Raw genomic sequence first — 16,453 nt, forward strand, 5'->3', positions numbered from 1 at the left:
CCCATCTGCGCGGGCTGTGCGCACCCCGGGTCGCAAGGCCTCGTTAACAGGAGAAAAAAATGTCCACAAAGACATCCATTTCCGGACTCACCGATGAGGAAGCCCAGGAATTTCACCACTACTGGATGCAAGGCGCCGTGGGTTTTACAGCAGTTGCTGTATTGGCCCACATCTTGGTCTGGGCGTGGCGTCCCTGGTTCTGATTTAGAGCCTTTTTTTCAACCATAGATTGACGGAGTCATTGTCATGCCCAACACAAGCCACCTCAACGGAGAGCATTCGCGTGCGGATGAATCTCCTGCTTACTGGTCCATCTTCCTCATCGGTTTCGGATGTCTGTTCGTGCTCGTCTTGCTGGCCAAGCTGGTGGGCGTTCACTGGCGTGATCTGTTGCCAGGTGCAGAAGACGCCAAGAGCATGAGTCGGGGCGTGGAAGCTGCTGTGTACACCTTCATGTCCCACATCATTTAGGAGATTCACCATGTGGAGAATTTGGCGTCTGTTCGATCCGCTGCGTGCCATGGTGCTGCAGGGTATTTTCTTGTTTGGTCTGGCCGCGATGATTCACCTCATCTTGCTCAGCACCAACAAATTCAACTGGCTCGACGGGGCGAAAAAACCCGTGGCAGCATCGGCGCAAAACGCGCCTTTGCCTACAGCGGTGGCATCGCTGCCCGCAGCCAAGTCCTGATTCAGGACTTGTTACTCAGATGCCGCCATTGAACCCCATTTCAATGCGGCGTCTGTTCACCCTTTGAGGCAGGAGGACCCCATCATGGCCATGCTGAGTTTTGAAAAAAAGTACCGTGTCCGCGGTGGCACCCTGCTGGGTGGCGACTTGTTCGATTTTTGGGTGGGTCCCTTTTATGTCGGGTTTTTTGGCGTCACCACCTTGTTTTTTGCGTTCCTGGGCACGGCCATGATCCTTTGGGGGGCCTCACAAGGCCCGACCTGGAACCTCTGGCAAATCAGCATCGCACCGCCTGATTTGTCTTACGGCTTGCGCTTTGCGCCCCTGATGGAAGGCGGTCTGTGGCAGCTCATCACGGTGTGCGCCATCGGCGCCTTTGGCTCCTGGATGATGCGCGAGGTCGAAATCTGCCGCAAGCTGGGCATGGGCTACCACGTGCCCGTGGCTTTCGGCGTGGCCATCTCGGCTTACGTCACCTTGGTGGTGATTCGACCGGTGCTCATGGGCGCTTGGGGCCACGGCTTCCCCTACGGCATCTACAGTCACCTGGACTGGGTGTCCAACGTGGGCTATCAGTATCTGCACTTTCACTACAACCCGGCGCACATGATCGCCGTGAGTTTCTTTTTCGCCAGCGTGTTCGCCTTGTCGCTGCACGGTGGCCTGATCCTCTCGTCCACCAACCCCGCACCGGGCACGGTAGTCAAGACCCCTGAACACGAAGACACGTTCTTCCGCGACATCATCGGCTACTCCATCGGCACCCTAGGCATCCATCGCATGGGGTTGTTCTTGGCCTTGGCGGCGGTGCTTTTCAGTGCACTGTGCATCGTGCTCAGTGGCCCCTTCTGGAGCCGTGGCTGGCCCGAGTGGTGGAGCTGGTGGCTGAACATGCCGATCTGGTCCCAGTGGCCCGTTTGAGTCGGACTGCCCGCACTGTCCGAATCTGAAGAATTGAGGAGTACCACCATGGCCGACTATCAAAACCTGTTCACCACGGTTCAAGCCGTGGGTCCGGTGCACCACGGTGTCCCCCTGGGACACGGCAACAGCCCGCGCACCGGGCAACCCCTGATCAACTACTGGGTGGGCAAGCTGGGCAATGCGCAGCTTGGCCCCATCTACCTGGGTGGACTCGGTCTGGCGTCGCTCATTTGCGGTTTGATTGCCTTCACCCTGATCGGCATGAACATGCTGGCCTCGGTCAACTACGACCCGATCCAGTTTGTGCGCCAGCTGTTCTGGCTCTCGCTGGAGCCGCCACCGCCGAGCTACGGCCTGAGCATCCCGCCGCTCAACCAGGGAGGGTGGTTTCTCATCGTGGGCTTGTTCTTCACCGCTTCGGTGATGCTGTGGTGGGCACGCACCTACCGCCGTGCTGTGGCGCTGGGCATGGGTACGCACATTGCTTGGGCATTCGCTGCGGCCATCTGGCTGTTCCTGGTGCTGGGCTTGTTCCGCCCCATCCTGATGGGCTCTTGGGGTGAGGCGGTGCCCTACGGCATCTTCCCGCACCTGGACTGGACTGCGGCCTTTTCGCTGCGTTATGGCAACTTGTTCTACAACCCTTTCCACGCGCTGTCGATCGTGTTCCTGTATGGCTCGGCCCTGTTGTTTGCCATGCACGGTGCGACCATTTTGGCGGTGACCCGCTTCGGTGGTGAGCGCGAGATCGAGCAGATCACCGACCGGGGCACGGCCTCGGAACGCGCGGCCTTGTTTTGGCGCTGGACCATGGGTTTTAACGCCACCATGGAATCGATTCACCGCTGGGCTTGGTGGTTTGCTGTCCTGTGCCCCATCACGGGAGGCATCGGCATCTTGCTAACTGGCACTGTGGTGGACAACTGGTATCTGTGGGCCATCAAGCATGGTGTGGCACCGCCTTACCCTGAAATCTTCCCGGCGATGGTGGACCCCGCGCTGAGCATTGGAGGCAAGCCATGAAAACCCACATGCTCATGCGCATGAACATGCACACGCAGACATTGACAACATCCCCCCGGGCAGGTCGCTTGCTCAGAGCCTTGGGCTTCGCGCTGCTGGGCCTGGTGCTGGCCGGTTGCGAGCGCCCCAGTCCCGAGACCGTGCAAAGTGGCTACCGGGGTACGGGCATGGTGCAGGTCTACAACGCCCGTTTGCTCGAAGTCAAAACCGAGAAGAACCAACCGCCGGTGGCTATTCCTTCACCGGGCTCAGACGGCCCCAAGGCCGCGCAGGCCTACAAAAACGTGAAAGTTTTAGGCAACCTGAGCGTTGGCGAGTTCAACCGCCTGATGGTCTCGATGACCAGTTGGGTGGCGCCTCAAGAAGGCTGCGCCTATTGCCACGCCTTGCCCAACTTTGAAGACGACAGCAAGTACACCAAGGTGGTAGCCCGGCGCATGATCGAGATGACGCAGCACATCAACTCGGACTGGCAACCTCATGTGGCTCAGACCGGGGTGACCTGCTACACCTGCCACCGCGGCGAGCCTGTGCCCAATGCGATCTGGTTCAAGTCTGACCCGCAGCCCTATGGCGCTAATTTCATGGGTGACAAGGCCGGACAAAACGAACCTTCGCCCGTGGTCAACCTGTCCTCGCTGCCCAATGACCCGTTCACCCCTTTCTTGCTGGGCGACCAGAAGATCCGTGTGAACGGCCCCACGGCGCTGCCTTCCGGCAACAAGCAGTCGATCAAGCAGGCCGAGTGGACCTACGGGCTGATGACGCACATGTCCAATTCGCTGGGCGTCAACTGCACCTATTGCCACAACACGCAGTCCTTCCAAAACTGGGAAAACAGCCCGCCACAGCGCACGACCGCCTGGCACGGCATCCGCATGGCGCGTGACCTGAACCTGACCTACATGGAGTCTTTGACCGAAATCTTCCCCTCGCACCGTAAGGGGCCCACGGGCGATGTGGCCAAGCTCAACTGCGCGACCTGTCACCAAGGCGCCTACAAGCCACTCAATGGTGCACCCATGGCCAAAGACTTTCCCGAGTTGTTGAAGCCCGCTTTGGCTGCTGCCAAAGTCGCAGCCAAATAACCGCTCGGCTTGCTCGCAGCCACTTTGCCGCACAGCCTGTCATGGAAGCCAACACCACTCTTCATGACCCGCTGTCTGGCGTGGTGGTGGTCTTGTTGACTGACTTTTTGCGTCAGCATCAGGGTTGGGGCTGGTTGCGGCTGGTGGCGGGTGCCACGCACTACAAAGATGTACCTGGCTTGACCATGGTCAAGGTCATGGGCAGTGGCCATGGCGGGGGCTTTAGCCTCCGGCCCAGTGCCACTCACCAAGGCTTGATTTGCACCTTCAGTCACGTCGATCTGGCGCTCCAATTCCTCGACAGCCCGGCCGTGCAGGCCTACCGCAGCCGTGCCCGCGAGTGCTGGACCGGTGTGCTGGCCGTGCAATCGGCCAGAGGCCATTGGGACAAACAAGCCTGGCAAGCCAGCAGCGCGCAGGCACTGGGCGAGCAGACCCGCTTGAACGACCCTGCACCCTTTGCCGTGCTGACCCGCGCCTCCATCGTGCCCACCAAGGCCATGGCATTTTGGCGATACGCCCCGGCCGCACAAGCCGATTTGGGCCAAGCCCCCGGCTGCCTGCTGGCCATGGGTCTGGGTGAGGTGCCTTTGGTTCGGCAATGCACGTTTAGCCTGTGGGAGGACACCGCCGCGATGCTGCAGTACGCTCACCAGGGACCACACCAAGCGGCCAGCGCTGCGGCCTACAAGCACCAGTTTTTTTCTGAGTCGCTCTTTGTGCGCATGCAGGTGTTGCAGATGACTGGCGTCTGGCAAGGCCGGACCTTCCAGCTGCCCGTGGTTCCAAGGCCGGGCCAAGCGCCGACGGCACAGCCTGTCTTGCAAGACGAGTTCGCACGGGATGTGCCCACGCTGGAGCACAGCCATGTCTGAGCACCGGGTTGTCATCGTGGGGGCAGGCATGGGCGGCTTGTGCAGCGCCATCTTGCTGGCCCACCAGGGGCTGGATGTCACTGTGGTCGAGGCCTCGGAGGCACCCGGCGGCAAGGTGCACAGCCGCGAGGTGAATGGCGCTCACATCGACAGCGGTCCGACTGTGTTCACCATGCGCTGGGTGTTCGACGCCTTGCTGCGCAGCGTGGGCACCAGCGTTGACGCCGAGATGCGCATCGCGCCGCTGCAGGTGTTGGCACGCCACTTCTGGCCCGATGGCAGCCAACTCGATTTGTCGGCCGATGCGCGCGAAAGCGAAGCGGCCATTGCCGCTTGGTCGGGGGGTGACGAAGCCCGGCGCTTTCGGGATTTTTGTCAAACCACGCGCCAGCTGTATGCCACGCTCGAAGGCCCGATGATCCGCGCTCAGCGCCCCAGCATGGGCCGCTTCATGGGCGACTTGGGGCTGAAAGGTTTGGGTGTGTTGGCCCAACTCGGCCCCATGCGCAGCCTGTGGCAGCAGCTGGGCCACCAATTCACCGACCTGCGTTTGCGCCAGCTCTTTGCCCGCTATGCCACCTACTGCGGCTCATCGCCGTGGCAGTCGCCCGCCACGCTCATGTTGATCGCTCAGGTCGAGATGGACGGGGTCTGGTCGGTCGAAGGCGGCATGGTCGGCATGGCCCAGGCGCTGGCCCGTGTGGCCCGTCGCCGTGGGGCCGTGTTCCGTTTCCAAAGCACTTGTCAGCGCATCGAGCAGCGCCAGGGGCGGGTGTGCGGTGTGCACCTAGAGTCGGGCGAGTTCTTGCCCGCTGACCGCATCATTTTCAATGGCGATGCCGCTGCTTTGCGAGCTGGTTTGCTGGGCAAGGATGTGCGTCGCGCTGTGCCGCAGGCCGCGCCGCCGCGCTCGCTGTCGGCGCTGACTTGGTCCATGCACACCCCCACCGAGGGTGTGGCGCTGGACCGGCACAACGTGTTTTTTCAAAGCACCTACGCCAGCGAGTTCGAAGACATCTTCGAGCACCAGCGGCTGCCACAGCAACCGACGGTGTATGTCTGCGCGCAAGACCGGCCTGCACCGCTTGCGTCAGGCCAGGCCGAGCGCCTTTTTTGTTTGGTCAACGCACCCGCCTGCGGTGATGGCAACGCACTCACCAAGGAGGCTTTAGAACAATGCCAAACGCACACCTTTCAGCACCTGCGCCAACTGGGTCTGCACCTGCAACCCACAACGGCCAACAGCTTGCGCACGACGCCACAGGATTTCCATCGGCGCTTTCCGGCCAGCGGCGGAGCGCTCTACGGGATGGCGACGCACGGCTGGACGAGCATCTTCAAAAGACCTGGCTCCACCACACCCCTGCAGGGCCTGTATCTGGCGGGAGGGAGCGTGCACCCGGGGCCGGGCGTGCCGATGGCGGCGCTGTCCGGGCAGCGGGCGGCCGAGGCGCTGATGGCGGGCCTCGCTTCGACCAGTGGGTTCCAAACGGGGGCTACCTTTGGTGGTATGTCGACGCCATGAGTGACGACTGCCAACACGGCATCACACTCATTGCTTTTGTGGGCAGTGTGTTTTCGCCTTACTACGCTTGGGCGCAGCGCAGCGGCAGCGCCGACCCAGACAACTATTGCGCTCTGAACGTGGCTATTTACAGCAAAGGCCAGGGCCGTTGGGCCATGACGGAGCGCGGCCAGCGCCACTGCCAGCGCAGCGAAAGCCAGTTCACGATTGGTCCGAGCCAGCTGAGCTGGGACGGTGACTGCCTGAGCATTGACATCGACGAAGTGTGCGTGCCGTTGCCACGCCGTGTGCGCGGCCGCATCAAACTCTGGCCGCAGCAGCTTTTTGGCTATTCCACGCCCTTGGACGCCGCAGGCCGCCATCGTTGGGGGCCATTGGCTCCAGCCTCGCGCATCGAGGTCGACCTGAACGCCCCCGATTTGAAATGGCAAGGCCATGCCTACCTCGACTCCAACGAAGGCGACGAGCCGGTGGATCGCGGCTTTCATAACTGGGATTGGTCGCGTGCCCGCACGCGAGACGGCAGCACCGTGGTGTTTTATGACATGCAGGCACCCGCTACCGAAGACCGTGTGCTGTCGCTGCGCTTCACACCCAGAGGCACGGTGGAGCCCATCGCCACACCCCCGGTGCAGCGCCTGCCCAAGACGGCTTGGCGCATCGATCGCCGCATGCGCAGCACGCAAGCTGTGCGGGTGCACGAACAACTCGAAGACACGCCTTTTTACCAGCGTGCCTTGCTGCAATTTGACTACGCCGGTGAGTCCTTGCTCGCCTTCCACGAAACCCTGTCGGTGCCGCGTTTGGTGTCACCGGTGGTTCAAGCCATGCTGCCCTGGCGCATGCCAAGGCGGGCTTGAGATGAACACCCTTGAAGCGGCTTTCAAGGCAACCCCATTCTTGGCCATGGTGGCCATGAATAGCCCTCGTGCGGGCCGTGCACGTCTTCTGCAAGGAGAAAACTATGTCTAACTCAGACAAAGTCTGGCCAACGGGACTGACCGAGGCCGAATCGGAAGAGATTCACCGCAATCTCATCCAGGGCACGCAGATTTTCGGCATGATTGCCGCATTTGCCCATCTGCTGGCCTACATCTATTCACCCTGGCTCAAGTAAAGGAGACACAACATGATCTACTCGAAAATGTGGTGTGTGGTCAAACCTTCGGTGGGCATTCCGGTGTTCATAGCGGCTGTGGCGATTTCGTCCTTCAGCGTGCACCTGGCTTTGACCATGAACACGACCTGGGTGAAAAGCTTCCTCAACGGCGGCGCCAAAGTGGTGGCGGTAGCGCCTGCTGCGGTGGATGCCACGGTGAAGAAGTAAGGGGTGCAAGCCCGAACGGCCAGACGCGCAAGCGTCTGGCCTTTCCCTTATGACCAAAACAAAATCATCATCAGCCCTTGCCCATGTGCTGGCCAGCCTGGGTCCACGCTTTTTGCCTTTTGCCGACGCCGCCAGCGATGATTTGCCGCTGTCCCGTCTGCTGCGCTTGTCGCTGTTTCAAATTTCTGTCGGCATGGCCATGGTCATGCTTGTGGGCACCCTCAACCGCGTGATGATTGTGGAGCTGCAAGTGCCCGTCACGCTGGTGTCGCTCATGGTGGCCTTGCCTTTGCTCGTTGCACCGCTGCGGGCGCTGATTGGGTTCCGCTCGGACAACCACCGCTCGCAACTGGGCTGGCGGCGCGTTCCCTACATCTGGATGGGCAGCTTGCTTCAGTTCGGTGGTTTTTCCATCATGCCCTTTGCTTTGCTGGTGCTCAGTGGTGCCGGACAGGCCAGCCAGGCCCCAGCCTGGGTGGGCTTGCTTGGCGCGGCGGGTGCTTTTGTGCTGGTGGGCCTGGGCATGCACACGGTGCAAACCGCAGGTTTGGCGCTGGCCACCGACCTGGCCCCGCCCGAGCGCCAGCCTCAGGTGGTGGGTCTCATGTATGTGATGCAACTGGTGGGCATGATCGGTAGCGCCTTGATGCTGGGCCATTTACTGCGCGACTACAGTCCCGGTCAGCTGATCCGCGTGGTGCAAGCGGTGGCGGTGATGACGCTGGTACTCAATGTGATCGCCCTGTGGAAGCAAGAGCCCCGCAGTCGACTTCGCAAACCCGGCACGCCCCCGGACCACACCTTTGGCGAGGCCTGGCAGTTGTTTTGCGAAGGCCCCAACAGCGTGCGCCGTTTGCTGGCGGTGGGGTTGGGCACCATGGCCTTCACCATGGAAGATGTGTTGCTGGAGCCTTATGGGGGCGAGATTTTGGGGCTGAGCGTCTCCACCACCACCTTGCTCACGGCCACGTTGGCTTTCGGTGGCCTGATTGGTTTTGCCTGGGCCTCACGCGTGCTCAGTCGGGGGGCAGACGCTTACCGCATGGCCAGTTGGGGTGCCTGGGTGGGTGTGCCTGCGTTTGTGGCGGTGATCGCCTCGGCCCCCCTGGATTCACCCTTGCTGTTTGGCCTGGGGATTTTCCTGATCGGCTTGGGTGGCGGCTTGTTTGCTCACGGCACGCTCACGGCCGCCATGCAATTGGCCCCGCCTGAATACATTGGCCTTGCCATGGGGGCATGGGGCGCGGTGCAGGCCACTGCCGCCGGTGTGGGCATGGCCGCAGGCGGCCTGCTGCGCGACGGCGTGGCGCTCCTGGGCAGTTCCGTCATGGGTTACTCAGCGGTTTACGGCTTCGAAATCGTGTTGTTGGTGCTCACTCTGTGGGCCCTCGCGCCGATGATGAAGCCTTGGCGTTCGCTTGCCTCGGCACCCGTCTCTTAACCATAATGCACAGCCACCCGCTTGCCATTTTTGTGATGCCTTTCATCTTTCATCAACCCAAGGAAAAGCCATGGAAATCAAACACATCCTCATCATCATGTTCGTGGTTTTCTGCCTGTTCATGCTGGCCAACTGGTTCAACCGACCCAAACCCACATTTCGCAAATCGTCGGACAAACCCACGCAGAAGCCTGCAGACTAAAGGTCGGGGTCATTGGGGCTTGAACACTCCTGCGCACGCTGCTGTTTTCAGCGGCCATGCAGGCCATTTTTTTCAAACAGTTTTGCCATCATGAACAAATTATCCATGTCTCAAATTCGTCAAAAATCGGGACGTTATTACGCCGTGGGCATCGCGGTGTTTTCGGCGTTTTTTGTGGTGGTTGCCGTGATCGCCCAGTTGATCGCCAGCAACAGCTGAAACGCCATCTGCGGCCACAGCGCGGTTGCGCTTGGCCCTGCGGCGAAAACGCCAAGACAGCTCAGGGGACTGTCATCTGAATCGGCTGTCCCGTCTCCAGCAAGTTCATTACTTGTTGCATCACTTGCCCACCGGATGCCGAGTAGGGGTCAAAGTCCGGGTCCTGCATTTGGACCTTAGGATCGTCCACCGACAGACGGACCAGCGCCATGGACCATTGTCCAAATCGGCGCTCTGTGATTTCTTCGTAATGCAGCACCTCCACGTCCCGGTGCCGCTTGTCTGCGCAAATGCGCCGGTACAAGGCGTTCACGCGGCTGCGTTCGCCCTCTAGAACCTGAAAAAATAAACCCTGGCCTTGGCACAGCACGCCCGAGATGCCTTGGGTCGGGTTGTGTTGGTGCGCCTGCAGCAAGATGCTGCTGGTCATGGTGGTGGTTTGCGGACCGACCGCATGGCTGACGTACAGCAAACGCACCTGGATGCTGTGGGGGGGCTGTCTCATGAGGTGGTCCCGTTTCGGTGGCGGTTGATGGCCTTGGCTTTGAGCGCAGGTCTGGCACTCAAGGCGTTTGTTGTGGAGGGTTTAGACCCAGGCGAGCGGCTTCACGGCGCTCAAGCAGATCGAACATCCAGGCCACGCGTTGGGGCATGGCGCGGTTGGGGAAATAGGCTTTGTGACCACTTACCGGTGTGGCATCTCGGCAGCTTTGCACCATACCGACGATGGCGGCCAGCGGCTCAGGGGTGTGCTCACTTACCCTGATCCAGTGCACCTGGGTCCAGGCGCTGGCCAGCAGCATGAGCTTGCGCGTGGTGCTGACCACTGTGCGCTTGTTGACCGAGTCCAGGCCTTCACGGCGCAGCTGGTGGCCGATCTCGGCGTAGATCACGCTGGCCGCACAAATGGCAGCGCGGCAGTCGGGCGGCAGCGCAGCGATGCCCGAATGCGCTTGCTTGTAGAGGCGGTCGGCTTCGTCGAGCAAGCGCGTCACCACTTGGGCGATGGCGGGCGAGAAGGTGGGCTGGGCCAGCCAAGCATCGGGCTGGACACCAGCCTCGATCAACCAGCGACGCGGCAGGTACAAACGGCCAATCCGGGCGTCATGCCCTACATCGCGAGCGATGTTGGTCAGCTGCATGGCCACGCCCAGTTCGCAGGCGCGCGCCAGGGTGTCCATGCTTTGCGGCCCCATGATCCAGCTCATCATTGCACCCACACTGCCCGCCACTCGGGCGCCATAGGCATGCAGGTCTTCGATGCTGTTGTATGTCCGCCCGGCCGCGTCCCAGGCAAAGCCTTCAATCAGCGCGTCCAGCAAATGGCGGGGCAACTTATATTGCTGCACCAAGAGGCTCAGGGCGTGGTCTTCGACGTGGTCGTGTGGGGTGCCTGCGTAGATGGCGTCCAGGCGCGATTGCAACACCTGCAAAGGTGTGTCGCTGGGTGAAGCTTCATCCACCAGGTCATCGGCCACGCGGCAAAATGCATACAACGCAATGGCGGCGGTGCGCACACGCGGTGGCAGTAAGCGGCTGGCCGCAAAAAAGGTTTTGGAGCCCCCTTGCATCATGGCTACACAAGCCTGTAAGTCGAGCGAGTCGAAGTCGAGTTCTTTCAAGGCCACAGGCACTGTGGGTTCTGTGTCTTGGTTCGCAAAGGCTGTGGGCGTGGTCACTGCGCGCAGGTGATGCGTGTCTGCCGCGCTGGGCATACGTTCAGGCTGGGACATGGGGCACCACCGATTCCAAAGCCTTGGCCGACATCAGTACACCGGGCACACCCGCGCCCGGGTGCGTGCTGGCGCCCACCACATACAAACCCGGCACATCTTCGCTGCGGTTGTGCGGGCGAAACCACGCGCTTTGCAGCAGCAGCGGCTCAAGGCCAAAGCCTGCGCCTTTGTAGGACCACAAGTTGTCTTGAAAGTCCTGCGGCGTGCTGACCTTGCTGGTCACGACACATGCGCGCAAGCCGGGCAGCACGCTGGCTTCGAGGCTCTCGGCAATGGCCGCGCGGTAACTCTCGGCAAAGGCGGGCCAGTCGGTGCCGCTGTCCAGGTGCGGGACGGGCGAGAGCACATAAAAGGTGTCGCAGCCCTCTGGCGCCAGCGAGGGGTCGGTTGCGGTGGGGCGGTGCAGATACAGGCTGAAGTCATCAGCCAGTTTGTGTTTTTTGAAAATGTCATGCAGCAGGCCTTGGTAGCGCGGGCCCAGCACCATCATGTGGTGCGGTATGTCTTGGTACTGACGCGAGGTGCCGAAGTACCAGACAAACAAGCCCATCGAGTATTTCCCTCGCGCAATCTTGCGGTCGGTCCAGACACGGCGGTGCTCGGTGGCCACCAGATTTTTGTAAGTCCAGGCGGTATCGCCGTTGCTCACCACGATGTCGGCGGGCACGAACTCACCGCTTTGCAATTCGACACCACAGGCATGGCCGTTTTCGATGCGAATTTGCGTCACGGGTGCGTTGTAGCGCAAGGGGACACCGCGCTCTTCCAACAAGCCGACCAAGCCTTTCACAATGGCTCCTGTGCCGCCCATGGCAGAGTGCACACCCCAGGTTCGTTCCAGCGAATTAATGAGGGCGTAGGCGCAGGTCACGGCAAACGGATTGCCGCCGATCAGCAGCGGGTGAAAGCTCATCACGGTGCGCAGCTTGTCGTTGCGGATGTGTTTAGCCACCAGGCTGTAAAGGCTGCGCCAAGCGCCCATGCGCAAAAAGTCGGGGATGGCGGCCGCCAGGTCGCTCACCTTGTCAAAAGCCATGTCGCCCATGCCTTCAAAGCCCAATGTCTTGCAGCGTTCGGCTTCTTGCAAAAAGCGTTCGTAGCCGGGCAGGTCAGCCGGTTCAAAGCGGGCCACTTCGGCACGCATGTGCTCGGCGTCCCCGTTGTAGTCGAACCAAGTACCGTCTGAAAACCGAACGCGGTAAAACGGGTCCATGGCCACCAACCGCACGTCGCCCGCAAAGCTTTTGCCGCACAGTGCCCACAGCTCTTCGAGCAAAAAAGGGGCGGTGATGATGGTGGGCCCGGCATCGAAAGTGAAACCGTCCTGGTGGTGCACATAAGCGCGGCCACCGGGGGCATCGAGTTTTTCAAAAACCTTGACGTCGTAGCCCTTGACGCTCAGCCGAATCGCTGCAGCCAGCCCACCAAAGCCGCTACCGATCACCACGGCCACGGGGCGTTGGCGGGTGCGGCTGATGGCTTCGGTCACGGGGCGCTGGGGCGCGGCTGGGGTGTCAAAGCCATCGGCGCGCAAAGCTGGGGTGAGCTGAGGGCTGAGCGATTGGGTCAGGGTGTTCATGGGGGCCTTCAGGGGGGTGTGGTCAAAGCCGGTTTGGTGGTCTGGCCCATGGCCCAACCCCACAGCCGCTCCAGTGGCCAAGGAAAAATCATGATGATGTGTTCAACAATGGCCAGCCCCAGCAGCGTGGCCAGCATGACCCAGCCCGTGGTGATGGCCACCGCCCCTTTCTGGGCCAGCCACACAAGCCAGAACCAGGTGCCCATGGCGATGCCCATTGAGAGCACGAACCACAGCGTCATGTCGCGGGTGCGGAAATAACTGGCGAGGTATTTCAGGTGGGTGGGCAAATATTGCGCACCGTTTTGTGGCACGCCAAAAAACAAATTGAGTTTCGCTGAAAGGCGCATGCACCACAGCAGCGCAAAGGTGCAAATGGCCACATGGCTGGGCTGTCCTTCTTGCATCCACCAGAGCGCGGCAAAGTTGGCCAGCAAGGCCAGCTCGTGGTACAGCATGACCTGTACCGACTGCACAAAACGCGACCAACCGGTGGCCCCTGCATCCAGAGGTGTTTTGCGCGGTCCGGTGATCCAACCAGTCAAAAAGGCCAACTCGTGCCAACCCCACATCACGATCACGCTGCCAAAAGCGAGGTAGGCGTTGAACACGCTGACCTCTTGCATGCTGTGGGCGACGCCGCCAAAACTCAAAGCCAAGAGCACCGTCCAGCCGGCCAGGCTGAAACGGAAGCTGTGCGCGGGCAGCCGGTCGAGCCACAGGATCACCCCCGTGCCGAGCCACCAGCACAGGGCCGTGAAAACGCAGGCCCAGACGACTTCATTCACCATGCCGGTTCCATGCGCACTTGGGGCGACAGGTCTTGTTGAATGACGGGCATGAAGTACAGGCGGGCAAAAGTGGCCGCGGCTTTGACGGCGCACACGCCTTGCTGTAGCTTCCCCACCAGGCCGCCTCGGGCCTTGGCTTTTTCCATGGATTTCGACAAGGCAAACAGCCGCTCCAGGCCCCGACGAAAGTCGGGGTGGTCGGTGTCGAGCGCCACCGGGAAGACCTGCTGCGTGATGGCGGTGGTGATGCGAAACACCTGGTAGTCGTACTCGCTCGAATCGAGGCCCATGGCTTCGTGCAACATGGGGCGAGTGTGGTCACGCACGAACATGGTGGCGTACACGGCCAGCAGGAAAAACCGGATCCACAACTTGTTGCCGCCACTGAGCAGCTTGGGGTTGGCGCGCATGATCAGGGCAAACGATTCACCGTGGCGGAACTCGTCGTTGCACCACAGCTCGAACCAGCGAAAGATGGGGTGAAAGCGTTTTTCAGGGTGCTTTTCGAGCTGGCGAAATATGGTGATGTAGCGGGCGTAGCCGATTTTTTCGGACAGGTAGGTCGCGTAGTAAATGTATTTTGGCTTGAAGAACGTGTATTTTTTGGTGCGCTTGAGGTTACCCAGGTCGATGCCCAGATTGAAGTCGCGCAGCGAGAGGTTGATGAAGCCCGCGTGGCGTGATTCGTCCCGTGCCAGATAGGTCATCAGCTGCTTGATGTCGGGGTTGCTGACGTTCTTGCGGATCTCGTTGTAGAGTACGCAGCCAGAAAACTCGGAGGTGAGCGAGCTGACCAGAAAGTCCATGAATTCCTGGCGCATCTCGGGCGAGAGGCTGGCCATGCCTGCAGCCACTTCACCCGCAAAGGCTTCGTCCCGTTGGAAATGGTCGTGATTGTTGTCGCCCTCGTACTCGGCCATCATCTTGTCCCACTCGGCGCGCACCGGCTCGATGTTGATGCGGTCCATGGCGGCGAAGTCGGTGGTGTAAAAACGCGGGCTGATCATGTCGCTGTGCACCGCTTTTTTGTTGGCGTCATCAGCGGTTTCGATGGTGTGGACAGCGGTGGCGTTCATGGTGGTTCTCCGGTGCGGGTTCAATCAATGTCAAGGGGTGGATGTCCATGGGGCTTTGTCGGTGCCCGCCAGCCTGAGGCCTGCAAACACAGCCGCGTTGCTGGGGCCAAACGACTCCAGGTCAATGCGCTGTCCGGTGCTCGGGTCCTGCAAAGTCAGGCGGCCGTCGGTGCGGCCGATCAGCACAAAGGGGGCATCGCTGCCGATTTTTTCGCGGTGGCGTTCGCGAGCAAGCGCCCGCAAGGTGCTGCGCAAAAAGCCCTGCTCTCCCGTGAAACGGGCCACGGGTTGACCACTTGCGCTGTCCAGCACAGCGATGTCGCCGCCGGGCAGATCGCGAAACTGCAGATCGCGCTGCCACTGCACAGCGGCGTCGGGCGTGCGCGTGTCCAGCCCCGACCAACGGGCCAGACTCACGGCCACCAGCATGGCCAGCAGCATGACGCCAATCCAGGCCATGGGCCGGTTGAGCCCTGAGGTCTGAGGGGTTGGGCGGTTTTGCTGCCACTGGTGTTGGGGCAGGGTGCTCATGCCAGCATCCCGTTGGGTGGCGCGGCTTGGCTTTTCACAGGAGCATCGCCCAGTTGCAGGCTTTGTTTCGCACGTTCTGCGCGCCACAGGGCCAGCAATTGCTCGCCCACTTGCTGGCTGTCGTGCACGCAGCGCATGGTGGGTTGCGGCTGGGTGATGTACCAGGCGCGCTGGTGTGGCCACAGGTGAGCCCAGCCGATGCGGTCTTCAGGGTTCAGGGCTAGCGCGATGTCGCCCATGCCTTTGGCCTGGGGCTTCAGAGATGCACCCGCGATGCGTTTGAAGGGCAGGTTGAAGGTCAGCGTCAGCACAATGCCGATGCGCATGACCACGCGCTTGTTGGTGAGCGTGTAAAGCGTGCTGCGCGCCGACATCCAGGCGGTGCCCAAGAGCAGGGCCAGGGCCAGGGTGTAGAGGCTGCCTGCGACCACCCAGGGTTTCCAGTCGACTTGCCCTTCGGGAGCCGTCAGGTTGATGGCCTGCACTGCCAGCATCAGCGCAAAGTACAGCGCGACCTTGCGCACATGAAAGGCGTGCACCGCCAGGCTGCGCCAATCGGGCGCGCCCTGCCAGACCACGCGCTCGCCCGGGGGCAAGGCACTGGGCAAGCCGGGGGCGGCTTCCCATTCGTGTTCGTGGGTGGCTTTCACAGGATGGGCTCCTGACGCTCGGGGGTGGCGTACAAGGTGCCCGCGCCGTAGTAGGCGGTGATTTTTTCTTCTTCGAGCAAGGTGATTTTCTCGCGTGATTTCGTCTGCGGCACGTTCACAAACTGGTGGCCAAGAATTGCCTGCACATGCGTGCCGTCTTTTTTGATGCGTGCAAAGGTCATGGGCAACAAGACACGTTTGTCTGAGCCTGCCAGCTGCACTTCGGCGTAGCGGAAAAGCATTTCCATGCGGTCCACCCAGAGCTCCACCACAGTCCCTGCGACGACCTTGTCCGCGCCCCAAACCGGCAAGCCACGGGGATCCACATCTTGTTTGGCGACCGAATGATCAGTCGCCACACGCAGAGGCACAATTTTGGGCTGACCATGCGGGTCCATGTCGGGGACATCGGCGCGCATGGCCCACGCGCCCGGGCCTACTCCCGCCAGCAGGGGGTCACCCAGCGGCTCCAGCGGTGCGCCGTTCCAGCCGTGCATGGGCTGTGCGTTGTATTCGCCGTCGGGGCGGGCCAAATCGGGCGACAGGTAGGTATGACCGTCTTGCGTTTTGAAGGCCTTGGGCGCGGGCACAGGTGGCCAGCCTTCGATTTTGGGGCCGTTGTCGCGGCCCGAATCCATGGGGTAGCCCTCACGGTGATTCTCACGCAAGAGGTAATAAATCAGCCCCGCAAAGAATGCCCAAAACATGTACAAAACAATTTGGGCCACATCGACGTACTGTGTGATTGCGCCTGTTTCCATGGCTGTCTCCTTCA

General features: G+C 61.2%; 21 protein-coding genes. 13 read left to right on the top strand and 8 right to left on the bottom strand.

The features are described from left to right. The first annotated feature begins 59 nt into the window (after positions 1–59). From pufB (BN3544_RS14215) to BN3544_RS14535, 13 genes are all read left to right on the top strand, one after another. Positions 60–203, top strand: coding sequence for a light-harvesting antenna LH1, beta subunit (gene pufB / locus BN3544_RS14215; RefSeq protein WP_081499349.1), 144 nt, complete (start codon positions 60–62; stop codon positions 201–203). Positions 204–246: 43 nt separating this feature from the next. Beyond that, positions 247–471 carry a hypothetical protein gene (locus tag BN3544_RS13690; RefSeq protein WP_019429097.1) on the top strand — a complete coding sequence of 75 codons (225 nt, stop codon included), beginning with the start codon at positions 247–249 and terminating at the stop codon, positions 469–471. A gap of 10 nt (positions 472–481) precedes the next feature. Continuing rightward, positions 482–691: a light-harvesting antenna LH1, alpha subunit gene (pufA, locus tag BN3544_RS13695; protein WP_019429098.1), complete on the top strand. Its 210-nt coding sequence runs from the start codon at positions 482–484 to the stop codon at positions 689–691. 84 nt (positions 692–775) lie between these two features. Continuing rightward, a complete protein-coding gene (gene pufL / locus BN3544_RS13700; protein ID WP_019429099.1) occupies positions 776–1,612 on the top strand; it encodes a photosynthetic reaction center subunit L in 837 nt (278 codons plus the stop codon). A gap of 48 nt (positions 1,613–1,660) precedes the next feature. Beyond that, positions 1,661–2,638, top strand: a complete 978-nt coding sequence (gene pufM, locus BN3544_RS13705) for a photosynthetic reaction center subunit M (protein ID WP_019429100.1) — start codon at positions 1,661–1,663, stop codon at positions 2,636–2,638. Next, positions 2,635–3,726, top strand: a complete 1,092-nt coding sequence (gene pufC, locus BN3544_RS13710) for a photosynthetic reaction center cytochrome PufC (RefSeq protein WP_019429101.1) — start codon at positions 2,635–2,637, stop codon at positions 3,724–3,726. Before pufM ends, pufC begins: the two co-directional genes overlap by 4 nt. A gap of 41 nt (positions 3,727–3,767) precedes the next feature. Further along, positions 3,768–4,601 (top strand): hypothetical protein, encoded by an 834-nt coding sequence (locus BN3544_RS13715; protein ID WP_019429102.1) that lies wholly within the window; start codon positions 3,768–3,770, stop codon positions 4,599–4,601. Continuing rightward, complete coding sequence (gene crtD / locus BN3544_RS13720; protein WP_019429103.1) at positions 4,594–6,126, top strand: 1-hydroxycarotenoid 3,4-desaturase CrtD; 1,533 nt, start codon at positions 4,594–4,596, stop codon at positions 6,124–6,126. The genes BN3544_RS13715 and crtD overlap by 8 nt, the downstream gene beginning before the upstream one ends. Next, positions 6,123–6,986 carry a carotenoid 1,2-hydratase gene (locus tag BN3544_RS13725; protein WP_019429104.1) on the top strand — a complete coding sequence of 288 codons (864 nt, stop codon included), beginning with the start codon at positions 6,123–6,125 and terminating at the stop codon, positions 6,984–6,986. Before crtD ends, BN3544_RS13725 begins: the two co-directional genes overlap by 4 nt. Positions 6,987–7,090: 104 nt before the next feature. Beyond that, a complete protein-coding gene (pufB, locus tag BN3544_RS13730) occupies positions 7,091–7,243 on the top strand; it encodes a light-harvesting antenna LH1, beta subunit (RefSeq protein ID WP_019429105.1) in 153 nt (50 codons plus the stop codon). 12 nt (positions 7,244–7,255) lie between these two features. Continuing rightward, entirely contained in the window at positions 7,256–7,453 is a 198-nt protein-coding gene (locus BN3544_RS13735) for a light-harvesting protein (protein WP_019429106.1), read from the top strand. A 49-nt stretch (positions 7,454–7,502) separates the two neighbouring features. Then, positions 7,503–8,894 carry a PucC family protein gene (locus BN3544_RS13740; protein ID WP_019429107.1) on the top strand — a complete coding sequence of 464 codons (1,392 nt, stop codon included), beginning with the start codon at positions 7,503–7,505 and terminating at the stop codon, positions 8,892–8,894. Between the two features lie 70 nt (positions 8,895–8,964). Further along, on the top strand, positions 8,965–9,096 hold the full coding sequence (locus tag BN3544_RS14535; RefSeq protein ID WP_019429108.1) for a hypothetical protein: 132 nt from the start codon (positions 8,965–8,967) through the stop codon (positions 9,094–9,096). Between the two features lie 280 nt (positions 9,097–9,376). Here the strand turns inward: BN3544_RS14535 and BN3544_RS13745 are convergent, their stop codons facing one another. Genes BN3544_RS13745 through puhA form a run of 8 tightly spaced genes read right to left on the bottom strand, consistent with a single transcriptional unit; the run spans position 9,377 to position 16,439 of the window. Beyond that, positions 9,377–9,820 carry a BLUF domain-containing protein gene (locus BN3544_RS13745; protein ID WP_019429110.1) on the bottom strand — a complete coding sequence of 148 codons (444 nt, stop codon included), beginning with the start codon at positions 9,818–9,820 and terminating at the stop codon, positions 9,377–9,379. Positions 9,821–9,878: 58 nt separating this feature from the next. Beyond that, positions 9,879–11,048, bottom strand: a complete 1,170-nt coding sequence (locus tag BN3544_RS13750) for a phytoene/squalene synthase family protein (RefSeq protein ID WP_231734003.1) — start codon at positions 11,046–11,048, stop codon at positions 9,879–9,881. Further along, entirely contained in the window at positions 11,035–12,630 is a 1,596-nt protein-coding gene (locus BN3544_RS13755) for a phytoene desaturase (protein WP_019429112.1), read from the bottom strand. Before BN3544_RS13755 ends, BN3544_RS13750 begins: the two co-directional genes overlap by 14 nt. A gap of 8 nt (positions 12,631–12,638) precedes the next feature. Next, positions 12,639–13,421, bottom strand: coding sequence for a putative photosynthetic complex assembly protein PuhE (gene puhE, locus BN3544_RS13760; RefSeq protein ID WP_026036490.1), 783 nt, complete (start codon positions 13,419–13,421; stop codon positions 12,639–12,641). Further along, positions 13,415–14,497 (bottom strand): magnesium-protoporphyrin IX monomethyl ester (oxidative) cyclase, encoded by a 1,083-nt coding sequence (acsF, locus tag BN3544_RS13765; RefSeq protein ID WP_019429114.1) that lies wholly within the window; start codon positions 14,495–14,497, stop codon positions 13,415–13,417. Before acsF ends, puhE begins: the two co-directional genes overlap by 7 nt. Before the next feature lie 30 nt (positions 14,498–14,527). Then, positions 14,528–15,028 carry a photosynthetic complex assembly protein PuhC gene (gene puhC, locus BN3544_RS13770; protein ID WP_019429115.1) on the bottom strand — a complete coding sequence of 167 codons (501 nt, stop codon included), beginning with the start codon at positions 15,026–15,028 and terminating at the stop codon, positions 14,528–14,530. Further along, positions 15,025–15,678 carry a photosynthetic complex putative assembly protein PuhB gene (puhB, locus tag BN3544_RS13775; RefSeq protein ID WP_019429116.1) on the bottom strand — a complete coding sequence of 218 codons (654 nt, stop codon included), beginning with the start codon at positions 15,676–15,678 and terminating at the stop codon, positions 15,025–15,027. Before puhB ends, puhC begins: the two co-directional genes overlap by 4 nt. Then, positions 15,675–16,439 (bottom strand): photosynthetic reaction center subunit H, encoded by a 765-nt coding sequence (gene puhA / locus BN3544_RS13780; RefSeq protein ID WP_019429117.1) that lies wholly within the window; start codon positions 16,437–16,439, stop codon positions 15,675–15,677. Before puhA ends, puhB begins: the two co-directional genes overlap by 4 nt. Between the last annotated feature and the right edge of the window lie 14 nt (positions 16,440–16,453).

It is taken from the genome of Limnohabitans sp. Rim47, assembly GCF_001517545.1.
Lineage (GTDB): Bacteria > Pseudomonadota > Gammaproteobacteria > Burkholderiales > Burkholderiaceae_C > Limnohabitans_A.

What these genes read in the sequence shown, in the direction of transcription:
- pufB (WP_081499349.1), top strand. Translation starts at nt 60, where the DNA reads ATGTCCACAAAGACATCCATTTCCGGACTCACCGATGAGGAAGCCCAG.
- BN3544_RS13690 (WP_019429097.1), top strand. Translation starts at nt 247, where the DNA reads ATGCCCAACACAAGCCACCTCAACGGAGAGCATTCGCGTGCGGATGAA.
- pufA (WP_019429098.1), top strand. Translation starts at nt 482, where the DNA reads ATGTGGAGAATTTGGCGTCTGTTCGATCCGCTGCGTGCCATGGTGCTG.
- pufL (WP_019429099.1), top strand. Translation starts at nt 776, where the DNA reads ATGGCCATGCTGAGTTTTGAAAAAAAGTACCGTGTCCGCGGTGGCACC.
- pufM (WP_019429100.1), top strand. Translation starts at nt 1,661, where the DNA reads ATGGCCGACTATCAAAACCTGTTCACCACGGTTCAAGCCGTGGGTCCG.
- pufC (WP_019429101.1), top strand. Translation starts at nt 2,635, where the DNA reads ATGAAAACCCACATGCTCATGCGCATGAACATGCACACGCAGACATTG.
- BN3544_RS13715 (WP_019429102.1), top strand. Translation starts at nt 3,768, where the DNA reads ATGGAAGCCAACACCACTCTTCATGACCCGCTGTCTGGCGTGGTGGTG.
- crtD (WP_019429103.1), top strand. Translation starts at nt 4,594, where the DNA reads ATGTCTGAGCACCGGGTTGTCATCGTGGGGGCAGGCATGGGCGGCTTG.
- BN3544_RS13725 (WP_019429104.1), top strand. Translation starts at nt 6,123, where the DNA reads ATGAGTGACGACTGCCAACACGGCATCACACTCATTGCTTTTGTGGGC.
- pufB (WP_019429105.1), top strand. Translation starts at nt 7,091, where the DNA reads ATGTCTAACTCAGACAAAGTCTGGCCAACGGGACTGACCGAGGCCGAA.
- BN3544_RS13735 (WP_019429106.1), top strand. Translation starts at nt 7,256, where the DNA reads ATGATCTACTCGAAAATGTGGTGTGTGGTCAAACCTTCGGTGGGCATT.
- BN3544_RS13740 (WP_019429107.1), top strand. Translation starts at nt 7,503, where the DNA reads ATGACCAAAACAAAATCATCATCAGCCCTTGCCCATGTGCTGGCCAGC.
- BN3544_RS14535 (WP_019429108.1), top strand. Translation starts at nt 8,965, where the DNA reads ATGGAAATCAAACACATCCTCATCATCATGTTCGTGGTTTTCTGCCTG.
- BN3544_RS13745 (WP_019429110.1), bottom strand. Translation starts at nt 9,820, where the DNA reads ATGAGACAGCCCCCCCACAGCATCCAGGTGCGTTTGCTGTACGTCAGC.
- BN3544_RS13750 (WP_231734003.1), bottom strand. Translation starts at nt 11,048, where the DNA reads ATGTCCCAGCCTGAACGTATGCCCAGCGCGGCAGACACGCATCACCTG.
- BN3544_RS13755 (WP_019429112.1), bottom strand. Translation starts at nt 12,630, where the DNA reads ATGAACACCCTGACCCAATCGCTCAGCCCTCAGCTCACCCCAGCTTTG.
- puhE (WP_026036490.1), bottom strand. Translation starts at nt 13,421, where the DNA reads ATGGTGAATGAAGTCGTCTGGGCCTGCGTTTTCACGGCCCTGTGCTGG.
- acsF (WP_019429114.1), bottom strand. Translation starts at nt 14,497, where the DNA reads ATGAACGCCACCGCTGTCCACACCATCGAAACCGCTGATGACGCCAAC.
- puhC (WP_019429115.1), bottom strand. Translation starts at nt 15,028, where the DNA reads ATGAGCACCCTGCCCCAACACCAGTGGCAGCAAAACCGCCCAACCCCT.
- puhA (WP_019429117.1), bottom strand. Translation starts at nt 16,439, where the DNA reads ATGGAAACAGGCGCAATCACACAGTACGTCGATGTGGCCCAAATTGTT.